The sequence below is a fragment of the Cupriavidus alkaliphilus genome, from assembly GCF_900094595.1.
GTDB classification, from domain to species: domain Bacteria; phylum Pseudomonadota; class Gammaproteobacteria; order Burkholderiales; family Burkholderiaceae; genus Cupriavidus; species Cupriavidus alkaliphilus.
This window is the reverse complement of record NZ_FMAD01000001.1, coordinates 350369-364303: the sequence shown is the minus strand read 5'-3', so window position 1 is coordinate 364303 and position 13935 is coordinate 350369. Positions and strand designations below refer to the sequence as shown.

The 13935-nt window shown below is 71.3% G+C and carries 10 protein-coding genes; 6 read left to right on the top strand and 4 right to left on the bottom strand.

What is annotated here, in order from left to right; genetic code table 11:
* Position 1: 1 nt before the first annotated feature.
* Both GA0116996_RS01685 and GA0116996_RS01680 read right to left on the bottom strand, forming a co-directional pair.
* Positions 2-4156 (bottom strand): translocation/assembly module TamB domain-containing protein, encoded by a 4155-nt coding sequence (locus GA0116996_RS01685; protein ID WP_092306705.1) that lies wholly within the window; start codon positions 4154-4156, stop codon positions 2-4.
* Positions 4156-5967 (bottom strand): autotransporter assembly complex protein TamA, encoded by a 1812-nt coding sequence (locus GA0116996_RS01680; protein WP_092306703.1) that lies wholly within the window; start codon positions 5965-5967, stop codon positions 4156-4158. Before GA0116996_RS01680 ends, GA0116996_RS01685 begins: the two co-directional genes overlap by 1 nt.
* 189 nt (positions 5968-6156) lie before the next feature.
* On the opposite strand from GA0116996_RS01680, the gene GA0116996_RS01675 reads away from it, so the two are divergent.
* The 3 genes from GA0116996_RS01675 to panC all read left to right on the top strand — a co-directional run bounded on the left by GA0116996_RS01675 (position 6157) and on the right by panC (position 8263).
* Positions 6157-6348, top strand: coding sequence for a DUF3460 family protein (locus GA0116996_RS01675; protein ID WP_018008060.1), 192 nt, complete (start codon positions 6157-6159; stop codon positions 6346-6348).
* Between the two features lie 34 nt (positions 6349-6382).
* Positions 6383-7276, top strand: a complete 894-nt coding sequence (locus tag GA0116996_RS01670; RefSeq protein WP_092306701.1) for a segregation and condensation protein A — start codon at positions 6383-6385, stop codon at positions 7274-7276.
* A 138-nt stretch (positions 7277-7414) separates the two neighbouring features.
* Complete coding sequence (gene panC, locus GA0116996_RS01665) at positions 7415-8263, top strand: pantoate--beta-alanine ligase (RefSeq protein WP_092306699.1); 849 nt, start codon at positions 7415-7417, stop codon at positions 8261-8263.
* 54 nt (positions 8264-8317) lie between these two features.
* On the opposite strand, the gene GA0116996_RS01660 is transcribed toward panC, so the two are convergent.
* Positions 8318-9511: a PepSY-associated TM helix domain-containing protein gene (locus GA0116996_RS01660; protein WP_092306697.1), complete on the bottom strand. Its 1194-nt coding sequence runs from the start codon at positions 9509-9511 to the stop codon at positions 8318-8320.
* Positions 9512-9676: 165 nt separating this feature from the next.
* Entirely contained in the window at positions 9677-11194 is a 1518-nt protein-coding gene (locus GA0116996_RS01655; protein ID WP_092306695.1) for a cobyric acid synthase, read from the bottom strand.
* A 60-nt stretch (positions 11195-11254) separates the two neighbouring features.
* Between GA0116996_RS01655 and cobU the strand changes: the two genes are divergently transcribed.
* Genes cobU through cobD form a run of 3 tightly spaced genes read left to right on the top strand, consistent with a single transcriptional unit; the run spans position 11255 to position 13928 of the window.
* Entirely contained in the window at positions 11255-11947 is a 693-nt protein-coding gene (gene cobU, locus GA0116996_RS01650; protein ID WP_092306693.1) for a bifunctional adenosylcobinamide kinase/adenosylcobinamide-phosphate guanylyltransferase, read from the top strand.
* On the top strand, positions 11941-12915 hold the full coding sequence (locus tag GA0116996_RS01645) for a CobD/CbiB family cobalamin biosynthesis protein (protein ID WP_092306691.1): 975 nt from the start codon (positions 11941-11943) through the stop codon (positions 12913-12915). The genes cobU and GA0116996_RS01645 overlap by 7 nt, the downstream gene beginning before the upstream one ends.
* The gene (gene cobD / locus GA0116996_RS01640) at positions 12912-13928 is read left to right on the top strand and encodes a threonine-phosphate decarboxylase CobD (RefSeq protein ID WP_092306689.1); all 1017 of its coding nucleotides are present in this window, start codon (positions 12912-12914) and stop codon (positions 13926-13928) included. The genes GA0116996_RS01645 and cobD overlap by 4 nt, the downstream gene beginning before the upstream one ends.
* The last annotated feature ends 7 nt before the right edge of the window (positions 13929-13935 follow it).

Below are 13935 nucleotides of genomic sequence, written 5' to 3'. Positions count from 1 at the left end.
ATCACCGGCGCACCGGCTCGGCGATGACGGCCGAGGCTGCCTGGGCGGCGCTTTCGGGGTCGAGTGGCTGGCTTTCATCCTGCTGGCTCCTCCTGGTGCCGCGATTCGGGGCCCCGCTGAACAGGTTGGCCCAGGTATCGAAGCGGCGGTTGAACAAGACCGACAAACCGTTGATGGAGCCGCCCTTGGCAATCAGCGACCAGCGCCGCGAGAACTGCCAGGTCAGCTTCACCACGTTCGAGGCCGAAGTCAGGCTCTGCTCGTAGCCCACCGACATGCGTTCGGTGATGGCCTTGCCCATGCTGACCACCTGCTGGTCGTTCAGGCCGGCGGTGCTGGGCCCGATCGAGAATTCGTCGATGCCGAAATGCGAGACGATGCCCTTGCCGGCCCTGCCGCCGATCAGCCCCAGCGCGGCGCCGCCCAGCGCCGAGCCGCTCAGCTGGCGCTGCTGGCCGGCGCCGGCGCTTTCCGCGCCGTAGCCGAACATCAGCCACGACAGCTTGTCCTCGTCGGGCACGTTGGGCTCCGACACCAGCCGCACGCGCGGCAGCCGCACCGTGCCGGTGACTTCCACGCCGGCCTCGACCTCCTGGTTGCGGCGCATGGCGCGGATGTTCATGTTCGGGTTGTCGATCGGGCCGTTGAAATTGATGATGCCGCGTTCGATGTCCAGCTTGCGGCCGAAGGCCTCGTAGGTGCCGTCGGTGACGCGCACCGTGCCGGTGGCCTTCATCGGCGCCAGCGGTTCGCTCTTCACGCCCATCTGCCCGGCCAGCAGCAGGTCGGCGCCGGCGCCCCGGAAGCGGAAGTTGTTGCCGAGGTCGACGGTCAGGTCGATCACCGGGCTGAAGCGGCTGGCGGGCTTGCTTTCCGGCACCGGCGTGGCCGCGGTCTTGACCGCGCGCTGGTCCTTGCGCCGGATCACCACGACATCGTCGCCCAGCACCGGCGCGCCGGCCTTGGGCAGGTCGAACAGGCCGCGGTCGACGCGGAACTTGCCGCGGATCACCACCTGCTTGTTCTCGTTGGCGATGCTGGCATCGCCCGACACCACCAGCGTGCGTTCCGGGCTGGCGAACAGCTGCAGCTTGTCGGCGACGATGCGGCCGGTCAGGTTGGGATCGGCCTCGCCCAGCTTGATATTGCCGGTGGCGGTGAGCTTGCCCTCGCCGCCATGGAACTCCACCTGCCTGAGCTCGACCGTGTTCTGGTCCAGCACCACGCGCACGGTGCCGTCGGTCAGGCGCAGGCCCTGGTCGTACAGCGTCACCGCGAGGTTGTCGCCATTGATGGTGCCGGTCAGCAGCGGCGCCGCCACCGTGCCGGCCAATCGCATCGCCGCGGCCAGGCGGCCGTCGAAGGCGTACTGCGGGCCGGTCAGCGCCTCCAGCGACTTCAGCCGCGGCACGTCGACGGTGACGGTGCCGCCCAGCGTCGAGGCCGGACCCACGGTCTGCAGCCCCTGCTCCTGCACCAGGCCGGCCGAGGCATCGACCACCACCTTGCCGATGCGGCCCGACACCATGCCGCCGCGCAGCGCGATGCGGTTGCCGCCGGCGTCGGCGCGCAGGCTGGTCTCGCCCAGGCCGAGCGTGGTGAAGCCCCGGCCCGCGTTGACCGAGAGGTCGCCACTGCGCCGGCGCACTTCCGCAAAGCCGGTGGCGGTCTCGGCCAGGGCCACGTTCCAGCGGCCGTCGATGACCAGGTCGGAACGCACCGGCGGGCGCTCGCCGGTGATGGTTTCCATCAGCTCCAGCACGCGCCCCACCTGCAGGCCGTCGAGGCTGCCCGCGCTGCGGATGCGGCCGTGGTCCCAGTCCAGGCTGTCGATCGCCAGCGTGGCGCGGTCCAGCAGCAGGCGCGTCGCGCCCAGGCGCACGCGCTGGTCGGCCACCAGCAGCTGCGCCGGCGCGGCCAGGCGCAGGTTGACGGTGCCGCGCTCTTCCAGCGTGCGGATGGTGCCGTTCCAGCCCTCCTGGCCGCGCCACGCGCCCTGCCCCGCCAGCGCCAGCTGCAGCGGGCGCTGGTTCAGGCTGCCGGCCGCCTTGACGTCGAAGCCGTGGTTGGCCTGGGTACCGTTGAGGGTGGCGTCGAGCGTGCTCAGGCTGGCGTGCGGGCCGCGGTAGCCGCGCGCCGCCAGCTGCACCGACAGCGGGCCGTCGAGCCCGCCGCGGATTTCGGCGCGGCCGCTGGCGCTGGCCAGCTTGTGCGGCCCCATTTCCAGCGTTTGCGCGTTGTAGTCGGCCACCACCTCGGGCTTCTTCAGCGTGCCGGTGATGGTGGCGTCGAGCTTGAGCTTGCCGGCCACGCCGAACTTCAGCCGCTCGAGCTGCGGTGCATCGACCGCCAGCCTGAGCGCATCGCCGCGCGCGCCGAAGCTGCCGCGCAGGCTGGCCTGGTTGCCGGCCATGCTGAGCGCGGCCTCGCTCGGCAGCAGCCGCTCGCCCGCCAGGCGCAACTTGCCGCCGCCGGTCATCGGCAGGCCCGCGTATTCGCTTTCATGCACGGCGAAGTCCAGCGCCACGCCAAGTTGCGGCGCGAGTTCGCCGGTGGCGGTGAAATCCGCATTGATCCGGCCCGCCGCCACCTTGGCCAGCCGCGACGGATCGAACGCCGACAGCTTGCCCTTGAAGCTGTACGGCTGCTTGTCCTTCAGCCCCAGCTTGCCCTCGGCGGTCAGCAGGCCGGTGCCGACCACGGCGCGCAGCGCGGCCAGGGTCACGGTCTCGGCGTCCATGCTGGCGTCGGCAAACACCTTGAGTTGCCCGCCGGACAGGTCCAGCGCCACGCTCTGGCGGCCCGGCTCGATGCGGACCACCACCGGGCCAGACAGGCTGGCGCTGGTCAGCGAGCCATGCAGCGCCGCCGGGTCCAGCCTGCGCACGTCCAGGTCGAAGCCGCCGCGGCCGCCGCGCAGCGAGCCGCTGCCGGCGATCTCCGCCTTGCCCGCCAGCGCCACGCGCAGGTCCGACACCGACTGCGCCGCCTCGCTCAGTTCCACGCGGGCGCGCACCGACTGCACCGGCAGCCGCTCCCGGTCGAGCGGGCCGGCCTCCAGGTTGCGGATCTCGATCTCGCCGGCGACCGCCAGCGGCGCCGGCGCGGGCGCGGCTGCGGGGGCAGAGGCGGCCGGTGCTGCCGATGGCGCGGAGGCGGCTGGCGCTGAAGCCGCGGGCACCGAAGCGCCCGCCGCATTGCTGCCGCCCGCCACGCCATCCACCGGCCGCAGCTCGGCATGCACGGTCAGGTTGGCCTGCGGCGCCGACGGGCTGAACAGGCGCGGGTTGATGCGGTCGCCGTCGACCAGCAGATGCGTGAACGGCACCTTGCCGAACGGCGTCAGATCGGCGCCGGCACGCAGGTGGATGCGGTCGCCGCTGGCCTGCACCTCGGCGCGCAAGGCATCGAGATTGCCGTTCGCGGTGGCGTTGACGGCGAAGGCCTCGTCCTGCCAGCTGCTTTCCAGCAAGGCTTCGGCGCTGAGCGCGAACGGCGCGGCGGCGCCCAGCTGCGCGTTGGCGGCCAGCTTGCCGTAAGGCGTTTCCAGCTTGTCCACGCTGACGCGGTGGCGCTGGCCGTCGCTGTGCAGCGCCCCTGACAGGTTGCTGAACACCATCGGCTCGGCCGTGGGCGCCGGGCCCTGCACCAGCGCTAGGCGCTCGAGCGTCAGCGCATCGACATCGACGGCCAGCGGCAGTTCGAGCGAAGCCGGCTTCTGCATCGGTTCCGTGCTGGGCTCCGACGGCCCGAGCCGCACTTCGGCCTTGCCGATGCGCAGCCACTGCACATGCAGCCGCCGCGGCTGCCAGCTCAGGTTCCAGCTGCCGTCGACGCGATCGACCGTCACGCGCGTCTGGCCGCTTTCGAAGACCACGTCGCGCAGGCGCAGGCCGTGCGCCACGGTGCCGCCTTCCAGGCGCCCGCTGAGCATGCCGGCCGAAAGCCGCGTGGCCAGCGTCCACAGGTGCCGCGTGCCGGTTTCGGTGCGCAGCGCCGCCACGCCGGTGGCCGCCAGCACCACCACCAGCAACAGCAGGATGCCGGCCAGCCAGCCCAGCGCGCGCCACAGCCGCCGGCGCTTGCGTGGCGCCGGACCGGAAGGCGGCGGCGCGTCGCCGCCGCCGGGCACGGAAGGCAGGTCGTGCACGTTCATCAGAACGCCACCCCCAGCGAGATGTGCGGCCGGAACTGCTGCTCCTGGATGCCGTAGCCCACGTCGAGCTGCAGCGGGCCCACCGGCGTGCGCCAGCGCACGCCCACACCCACGCCGTTGTAGATGGTCACGCCGCGCAGGTTGTCGGCGGCGGTGCCGGCGTCCCAGAACACGGCCACGCCCCAGTCCGGCTTGAACCAGTACTGGTACTCCAGGCTGCCGGTGGCCAGGTACTTGGCCGGCAGCACGCTGGCGCCGCTGGGCGTGCCGATCGACTGGTAGCTGTAGCCGCGGATCGAGTCGGTGCCGCCGGCGCGGAAGCGCAACGTCGCCGGGATCTGGCTGGCGCTGTCGCCGGTAAGGTCGGCGCCCAGCTCCAGCCGCGCCACCACCAGGTCGCGCTTGCCCACCGGCACGTACTGGCGGATCCGGCCGTACAGGCGCAGGAAGGTGGCATCGCTGAGCAGGTTCTTGGCGGCCACCCCGATCTGGGTGTTGATGACGTTGCCGCGGCGCGGGAACACCGGGTTGTCGACATCGCGCCGGGTCCAGGCAAAGGCCGGCACCAGCGCCTTGCTGATCTGGCTGGCCTGGCCCGCGGGCAGCAGCTTGTCGTAGTAGAAATCAAGCGACATCGCGACGTCGTACTTCTCGCGCGAGCGCGCGCGCTTCAGGCCCGCGCGCAGGCTGGTGGTGTCGGTGTTCTCGATGTCGATGGTGCGCTCGTAGCTGCTGTAGACGCTGTTGCGGTAGGCCCCGCGCGAGGGCGGCATCGCCGCCTCGGCGAACAGGTAGGAACGCTTCTGCTCGATGCGCGCCTGCGAATCGAAGGTCCAGGCGCGGTTGAACAGGTTGTAGTAGGAATAGCGTCCTTCGACCTGCGCCCCGGTATCGGTGGTAAAGCCGACACCGCTGTTGAGCCGGTGCACCGGATACTCGCGCACGCGCACCGACACCGGCGCGGTGACCACCCCATCCGGCGCCTGCTCGGCATCCGGCGGCGGCTCCAGGTCGACCTGCACGTTGGAGAAATACGGCTGGTTCTGGATCGCGCGCTGCAGCTCCAGCAGCCGCTCCACCCGGTACGGCTCGCCCTCGTTGAGCGGGTTGACGTTGTAGACGATCTGTTCCGGGTAGCGGCGCGTGCCGGTGACCTTGAGCGCGCCCAGGCGGTAGGCCGGGCCGCTGACATAGTGCGCCGACAGGTCCGCGCGCAGCTCGTCCGGCTCGACCCGCGCCTGCGACGCGGCCAGCCGCGCGCCATAGTAGGTGTGGCTCTGCAGCGTCACCAGCGCGTCTTCCTTGGCCTTGTCCCAGTCGTCCTGGCGGAACGGCTCGCCCGCGGGCAGGCCCCACTTGGCCTTCATCTCCGCCACCTGCTCGGGCGACTGGGTCGCCGCCGGGCCGGTCACCTGCAGGTCGACGTTGCGGATCAGCGTGCGCGCGCCGGGGTCCACCATCACATGGACCACGCGCTTGTCGCCCTCGCCCTCGACGCGGGTGGTAGTGGTCGGGTCGAAATAGCCTTCGGTGGAGGTGAAGGCCCGCACCTGCTCGCCGACGGTCTCGACCATGTAGTCGAACTGGTCGGGCGACAGGTCGGTGCGGTCCTTGTAGCGGGCCAGGTCGAGGTGCTCCTCGAGTATCTCGCGGATCGGCTTGGGCGCTTCGACCTCGACCTTGTAGGCGGCCTGGCCCGCACCTGCGGCAAGTGCAAGCACCAGCGCCCCGAGCACGCCCGGTGCGCGCGCGGCGAGGCGCCTGGCGGCACGGCCAGCCGAGTCAGCGGTGTTAGCGGTGTCTTGCGGCATCGCCCTATTGTCCACACATACAAAGTCGGTATTTGACCACACCCGGCCACACGCCCGGAACTTTCCCACGCGTTGCGGTGCCCGCGCGGCCCCCGGCTACGGTCTGGCGTGCATCCCGGGGGGCCGATACTGTAAAATCATGGCCCACTGTACCTATCTGGCGCCCGCATGGGTGCACCCCGGTTGAACATGGCCCTCTACGAATCCGATATCACCCAGTTCCTGAAGCAGCTCAAGCAAGAGCGCCCGACGCTGGAGGCCGAGCAGCGCGACGGCCGCGCCCTGCTGTGGGACAAGGCACCGATCGACCTCGAAGAGCGCGCCCGCGCCCAGGCTTCGCGCGTGGCGCAGAAGCCCTACGTCTACTCGCAGGACAACTGATCCCCGCCGCCCCCGAGCCCGAGCCGACCGCACCATGAGCGCAGGCGACCAGGACAAGCTGCCGCTGCCCGTGGAGCTGCCCGCCGTGGCGCCCGCTGCCGCCGCGGGCCCGGCCGGCCCCGCCGACATGGTCGACGGGATGGCGTTCGCGCGCCTGTACGGCGAGCCGCTGTTCAAGCTGCCGCAGGACCTCTACATCCCGCCGGACGCGCTCGAGATCTTCCTCGAAGCCTTCGAGGGCCCGCTGGACCTGCTGCTGTACCTGATCCGCAAGCAGAACTTCAACGTCCTCGACATCCCGATGTCGCAGGTGACGAGGCAGTACCTGTCGTATATCGAGCAGATCCGCAAGACCAACCTCGAGCTGGCGGCGGAATACCTGCTGATGGCGGCGATGCTGATCGAGATCAAGTCGCGCATGCTGCTGCCGGTCAAGAAGGCCGACAGCGACGAGGAAGCCGAGGACCCGCGCGCCGAACTGGTGCGTCGCCTGCTGGAGTACGAGCAGATGAAGCTGGCCGCGCAGCGCCTGGATACGGTGCCGCAGCTGGGCCGCGACTTCCTGCGCTCGCAGGTCTATATCGAGCAGAGCCTGGCACCGCGCTTTCCCGACGTCGAAACCGTCGACCTGCAGGCGGCCTGGGCCGACGTGCTCAAGCGCGCCAAGCTCAACCAGCACCACAAGATCTCGCGCGAGGAGCTGTCGGTGCGCGAGCATATGAGCCAGATCCTGCGCCGGCTGCAGCATGCGCGCTTCATGGAGTTCTCGGAGCTGTTCGAGGACGCGGTGCGCTCCGGCAAGGGCGTGCCGGTGGTGGTGGTGAACTTCATCGCCATGCTGGAGCTGTCGCGCGAATCGCTGGTGGAGATCACCCAGGCCGAGCCGTTCGCGCCGATTTATGTGCGATTGGCGTACAGCCCCAGCTGACCCGTCCGAACCGCCGAGGCCAGCCCCCGCCCACTTGATCTACAATCCGCCGACAGCCGGCCCAGACCGGCACGGCAGCCGCCGCGCGCCGCGGACCGGCGTCCGGGTCACCCCTACACGACCAGCACACCAAGGCAGATGAAAGTCATTTCCTCCATCCAAGAGCTGCGGGACCAGTTGCGCGGCCAGAACCGCGCGGCCTTCGTCCCCACCATGGGCAACCTGCACGAAGGCCACCTGTCGCTGATGCGCCTGGCGCGCCAGCATGGCGACCCGGTGGTGGCATCCATCTTCGTCAACCGCCTGCAGTTCGGCCCGAACGAGGATTTCGACAAGTACCCGCGCACGCTGCAGGACGACATCGAAAAACTGCAGAGCGAAGGCGTCTACGTGCTGTTCGCGCCTTCCGAGCGCGACATGTACCCGGTGCCGCAGGAATACCGCGTCGAGCCGCCGCACGACCTGGGCGACATCCTCGAAGGCGAATTCCGCCCCGGCTTCTTCAAGGGCGTGTGCACCGTGGTGATGAAGCTGTTCTCGTGCGCGCAGCCGCGCGTGGCGGTGTTCGGCAAGAAGGACTACCAGCAACTGATGATCGTGCGCCAGATGGTGCAGCAGTTCGCGCTGCCGATCGACATCATTCCGGCCGAGACCGTGCGCGCCGAAGACGGCCTGGCGCTGTCGTCGCGCAACCGCTACCTGAGCCCCGACGAGCGCGCCGAGGCGCCGATGCTGTACCGCACCCTGCACGACGTGCGCGACACCGTGCTGGGCGGCGACCGCGCCTCGGCCGACCTGCTGGCGGTGGAGGCCAATGCCCGCGCCTCGCTGGAACAGCGTGGCTGGAAGCCGGACTATGTGTCGATCCGCAAGCGCGTCAACCTGCAGGCACCCACGCGCGAGGAATTCCTCGCCGGCGAGCCGCTGGTGATCCTGACCGCGGCCCGCCTGGGCGCGACCCGGCTGATCGACAACCTGGAAATCTGAGCGACGCATCCGCGTCCGCCAAAGACAAAGGCAGGCCCTGCGGCCTGCCTTTTTTCATGCCCGCCGCATGCCGGCGCGCTGCGCGCTCTTCACCACGTGGCGCTGGTGGCCGCGCCGCCGCTTCCACCAGATCAGCGTGCCGGTCACGGCAAACCCCAGCGGCGCCAGCCCGAACAGCGTGATGAAGATCCGCCCCGGCAGGCCGAAGGCCTCGCCGGTATGCAGCGGAAACTGCCAGTTCAGCAGCGTGTCGCCGGCGGGCGCCTGCTGCGGGTCGCGCACGCCCAGGGGCGCGCCGGTCCAGGCATCGAGCCAGAGCCGCGTCGCGCCGGTATGCTGGCGCACCTCGCCGGGCTGGCACAGCCGGATCTCGAAGGCATCGCCGGGCTTGCGCGGAAAGCCGATGCGGGTGACCTGCGCCTGCGGGTACTGCGCCTGCGCCGCGGCCATGATCTCGCCCGCCTCCAGCGGCCGCGCCCCGGCCGGCGCCGGCGCCGAGACGTGCCTGGCGGGCGGCGTCACCGTCATCACGCCCGCCACGATCGGCGTCACCCACTTGGGCAGGTTCAGGTACCAGCCGGAAAACGCGATGACGGCCAGCACCGGCGCGGCCAGGATGCCGCCGGCACGGTGCAGCGAATAGTTGAAACGCGACCAGGAGCCGCCATGCGTGATGCGGAACGCCTGCATCACCGAGCGCAGCTTCATCTTGGGCCACCACGCCGCCACCCCGACCAGCGTGGTCAGCAACAGCAGCATGCCGGCCACGCCGGTGATGGTCTTGCCGGTATCGCCCGACAGCAGGTAGCGGTGCAGGTGGAACAGCGTGGGCAGCAGCAACCGGCGCGACAGCCCGGGCTCGCCCCAGACGCGCTCGCCCTTCACTTCCAGCGTGAGCGGGTCGACCATCACCTGGCGCGAGCGCCCCGGCACCACCCCGCCCGGCCCCTTGACCGGATACCAGGCGATAAAGACGCCGTCGGCATGGGTCGGCAGCATCAGCAGGTTGGGCTTGCCGTAGGGCGGCGCCGCGAGCCGCTCGGTGACGGCCTGGACCGTGTCCGGAGTGACCGGCGCCGTCATCGGCGCGGAGGCCACCAGCAGGTCGGGGTTGAGCCAGGCGTCCAGTTCATCGCGCCAGGCGATGGTCATGCCGGTCAGCCCCATCAGGACGAACAGCAGGCCGAGACTCAGGCCGATATAACGATGCAGCTTGACGAGGACGACGCGCAGGCGGCCGGTGACCATGACGGGGTGAAGTACGTTGAGCGGACGCTGCAAGGCGCGGAATATGGCGTAAAAGCCATGCCGGGCCGCGGTGCGAATGCGAAGGATTCGCGATTCTAGCAGGGCCCCTTGGCACTGCCGTTGCAGCGCGGGGGACCACCGTGCGGCAAGGCCAGTGCGGCAACGTCAGCGCTGCAACGGCGCCAGCAGTGCCGCCAGGTCCAGGTGCGCGGCCATGGTGTCGGCCAGGCGCTCGATCGACGCTTCGCGCAGCGCGTCGAGATCGACCGCCTGCGCCTGCTCCAGCCCGGCCCACCGCAGCAGCGCCTGGCAGCCGGCGGGATCGTCGAACAGCCCGTGCACATAGGTGGCCAGCACCTGCCCGTCGGCCGAGCGCGCCCCGTCCGGCCGCATGGTGCCGTCGCCGCGGTCCAGCCACGCGGCGGGCCGCTCCAGGCCCTTGCCGGTGGTGACGCCGAGGTGGATCTCGTAGCCGCGCACCGGCGCGTCGGCCGTCTCCGGCGCGAGCCGGCCGCGCACCTGGCGCAGCTGCTTGTCCGCCGCCAGCGTGGTTTCGAAATCGAGCCAGCCCAGCCCCGCGCTGCTGCCGGCGGGGCCTTCGCGGCCATCGGGATCGTGCACCTGCCGCCCCAGCATCTGCATGCCGCCGCAGATCCCGATCAGCTTGCCGCCGTAGCGCAGGTGGCGCGCCAGCGCCGCGTCCCAGCCCTGGGCGCGCAGGAAGTCCAGGTCGCCGCGCACGTTCTTGCTGCCCGGCAGCACCACCAGGTCGGCCGGCGGGACCGGCCGGCCCGGGCCGACAAACTGCAGGTCCACCTGCGGGTGCGCGCGCAGCGCGTCGAAGTCGGTATGGTTGGAGATGCGCGGCAGCACCGGCACGATCACGCGCAGGCGCTGCGCGCCCTGGCCGGCATCGGCCTGCGCGCCGATGATGGCGTCCTCGGCATCCAGGTGCAGGCCGTGCAGGTACGGCAGCACGCCGAACACCGGCTTGCCGGTACGCGCCACCAGCCAGTCCAGTCCCGGCTCCAGCAGCCCGATATCGCCGCGGAAGCGGTTGATGATGAAGCCGGTCACGCGCGCGCGCTCGCTCTCGGACAGGCAGTCGAGCGTGCCCACCAGGTGCGCGAACACACCGCCGCGGTCGATGTCGGCGACCAGCACCACCGGGCAGTCGACCTGCTCGGCAAACCCCATGTTGGCGATGTCGCGCTCGCGCAGGTTGACCTCGGCCGGACTGCCGGCGCCCTCCACCAGCACCACCTCATGGGCCTGCGCCAGGCGCGCGTGCGAGGCCAGCACCGCCTGCATCGCCTGCGGCTTGTAGGCGTGGTAGGCGCGCGCGTCCAGGTCCAGCCGCGCGCGGCCGTGGATGATGATCTGGGCGCCGGTGTCGCTGCTGGGCTTGAGCAGCACGGGGTTCATGTCGGTGTGCGGCGCCAGCCGCGCGGCCTGCGCCTGCAGGGCCTGGGCCCGGCCGATCTCGCCGCCGTCGGCGGTGACGGCACTGTTGAGCGCCATGTTCTGCGGCTTGAACGGCACCACGCGCGTGCCGGCGCGCGCCAGCACCCGGCACAGGCCGGCGACGATAGTGCTCTTGCCGGCATCGGAGGTGGTGCCCTGGACCATCAGGGTGCCGCGCAGGGCACCCGCAGGCGGGAATTGCGGAGAGTCGGGTTGCATCGGCGGATTATCGCACCGGCCTTATCGCACTTTGGCACTGTGCCCCACGCGGGCCGTGCCATGCCTGGATGCGGCGGCTACAATACGCGGATGGAAACCCCGGCCATCGCACCCGCCACCGCCCCTGCCGCACAGCCGCGCGCTGCCGCCGGCGGCACCGGCGGCCGCCAGCTCACCCTGGTGCTGGGCGGCGCACGTTCCGGCAAGAGCCACTTTGCCGAACAGCTCGCCACCGACCACGCCACCCTCACCGGCGGGCCGGTCACCTACATCGCCACCGCGCACCAGGATCCGGCCCATGCCGACCAGGAACTGGAGGTGCGCATCGCGCTGCACCGCGCCCGCCGTCCCGCCGACTGGCGCCTGGTGGAAGAGCCGGTGCACCTGGCCGATGCGCTCTATGCCAACGCGCGCCACGACGGCTGCATCCTGGTGGATTGCATGACGCTGTGGATCAACAACCTGCTCTTCCCCAACGGCCGCAGCTATCCCGAGCATGGCGTGATCACGCCCCCGGCGGCGTTCACCGAAGAAATCGAGGCGCTGCTCAACGCGCTGCCGACGCTGCCCGGCCACGTGATCCTGGTCTCGAACGAGATCGGCTTCGGCGTGATCCCGATGGGCGCCATCACGCGCTTCTATGTCGATGAACTGGGCCGCCTGAACCAGAAGCTGGCTGCCGCCGCCGACTGCGTGCGGCTGCTGGTGGCGGGCATCCCGGTTGCGGTAAAGGGGCCCGATCCCGCATGCTGATGCTGGCCTGGCCGGCATGCGTGGCAGCGGCATGGATCGGGGCACTGCTGGACCGCTGGCTGGGCGAGCCGCGCCGCTGGCATCCGCTGGTTGGCTTCGGCCGCATCGCGGCCGCATTGGAACGACGCCTCAACCCTCCCCCGCAGCGTAGTGCGCCATGGCGCCAGCGCCTTGCCGGGCTTGCCGGCTGGTGTGCGCTGGTGCTGGCCCCGGCCGCGCTGGCATGGTGGCTGGTGGCGGCCGCGGCCCGCTGGCATCCCCTCGCCGCGCTGGCGCTGCATGCGCTGGCGCTGTACGCGGCGCTGGGCGCGCGCAGCCTGCACCAGCATATCGCCCCGATCGCCGGCGCACTGGGCGCGGCCGACCTGCCCGCCGCGCGCGCGCTGACCGCACGCATCGTCTCGCGCGACACCGCCGACGCCGACGCGGAGGCGCTGGCCCGCGCCGCCTGCGAATCGGCGCTGGAAAACGGCAACGACGCGGTGTTCGGCGCGCTGTTCTGGTTCCTGGCCGGCGGTGCGCCGGCCGTGATCGTGTACCGCCTGGCCAATACACTCGATGCGATGTGGGGCTACCGCACGCCGCGGCTGGTGTATTTCGGCTGGGCCGCGGCGCGCCTCGACGATGCGCTCAACCTGGTGCCGGCGCGGCTGACCGCGCTGTCGTATGCGCTGCTCGGCGCCACCGCGCAGGGGCTGCGCTGCTGGCGCACGCAGGCGCCGGCGTGGTCGAGCCCCAATGCCGGCCCGGTGATGGCCGCGGGGGCCGGCGCCGTTGGCGTACGGCTTGGCGGCCCGGCGCGCTATCACGGTGAAATCGAGCAACGCCCGCCGCTGGGCGCCGGCACCGCGCCGCAGGCGGCGCATGTGATGGCCTGCCTGCGGCTGGTCGAGCGCACGCTATGGCTGTGGCTGGCACTGGCAGGCGCGAGCGCGCTGGCCGCGCTGATCATCTCCGCACCAGCATGAGCGCCGCCCTGCCCCCGATCCGCCATGGCGGCGACCTGCTCGCCGCGGTGCGCCGCTACGGCCGCCCGGCCGACGACTGGCTCGACCTGTCCACCGGCATCAATCCCGACGGCTATGCGGTGCCGATGCTGCCGCCGCAGGTGTGGCAACGGCTGCCGCAGGACGACGATGGCCTGGCCGAACTGGCGGCGGCGGCATGCGGCGCGCCCCATGCGCTTCCGGTGGCCGGCTCGCAGGCCGCGATCCGCACGCTGCCGGCGCTGCTGCGCCCGGGACGCGTCGGCATCGCCGCGCTGGGGTACAGCGAATACGCGCCGGCGTTTGCCGCCGCGGGGCACACCGTGGTGCTGCTGGACGAAGCGGATTTCACGCGGCCTGATCTGGCCGACGCGCTCGATCATCTGGTCGTCGTCAACCCGAATAACCCGACCGCGCGCGTGCTGCCCGCCGCCACGCTGCTGCGCTGGCATGGCGCGCTGGCTGCGCGCGGCGGCACGCTGCTGGCCGACGAAGCCTTTATCGATTGCCTGCCCGGCGCTTCCGTCGCCGCGCATAGCGCCCGGCCCGGACTGGTAGTGTTGCGCTCGATCGGCAAGTTCTACGGCCTGGCCGGCATCCGCTGCGGCTTCGTGCTGGCACAGCCGGCGCTGCTCGACGCGCTGCGCGCGCGCCTGGGCCACTGGACCGTCGCCGGCCCCGCGCGCGAGGTGGCGCGCCGCGCGCTGGCCGACCAGCCGTGGCAGCACGCCACCCGCGACCGGCTGCAAGCATGCGGGGCACGGCTGGCCGCCATGCTGGACCGCCACGGCCTGGCGCCGGCGATGCACCCGTTGTTCTGCTGGGTCCCGCATCGCGACGCCGCGCGGCTGCACCACGCCCTGGCGCAGCACGGCGTCTGGACCCGCTATTTCGATGCCGCCGGCGGCTGCGCGCCGAGCCTGCGCCTTGGCCTGCCGCCGGACCAGCCGCTGGCCTGGCAGCGGCTGGACGCGGCGCTGGCGGCCGCTGCCTGACCCTCTG

Bases quoted from the DNA above. Each gene is read 5' to 3' on its own strand.
- GA0116996_RS01685 (WP_092306705.1), bottom strand. From the start codon at position 4,156: ATGAACGTGCACGACCTGCCTTCCGTGCCCGGCGGCGGCGACGCGCCG.
- GA0116996_RS01680 (WP_092306703.1), bottom strand. From the start codon at position 5,967: ATGCCGCAAGACACCGCTAACACCGCTGACTCGGCTGGCCGTGCCGCC.
- GA0116996_RS01675 (WP_018008060.1), top strand. From the start codon at position 6,157: ATGGCCCTCTACGAATCCGATATCACCCAGTTCCTGAAGCAGCTCAAG.
- GA0116996_RS01670 (WP_092306701.1), top strand. From the start codon at position 6,383: ATGAGCGCAGGCGACCAGGACAAGCTGCCGCTGCCCGTGGAGCTGCCC.
- panC (WP_092306699.1), top strand. From the start codon at position 7,415: ATGAAAGTCATTTCCTCCATCCAAGAGCTGCGGGACCAGTTGCGCGGC.
- GA0116996_RS01660 (WP_092306697.1), bottom strand. From the start codon at position 9,511: ATGGTCACCGGCCGCCTGCGCGTCGTCCTCGTCAAGCTGCATCGTTAT.
- GA0116996_RS01655 (WP_092306695.1), bottom strand. From the start codon at position 11,194: ATGCAACCCGACTCTCCGCAATTCCCGCCTGCGGGTGCCCTGCGCGGC.
- cobU (WP_092306693.1), top strand. From the start codon at position 11,255: ATGCCTGGATGCGGCGGCTACAATACGCGGATGGAAACCCCGGCCATC.
- GA0116996_RS01645 (WP_092306691.1), top strand. From the start codon at position 11,941: ATGCTGATGCTGGCCTGGCCGGCATGCGTGGCAGCGGCATGGATCGGG.
- cobD (WP_092306689.1), top strand. From the start codon at position 12,912: ATGAGCGCCGCCCTGCCCCCGATCCGCCATGGCGGCGACCTGCTCGCC.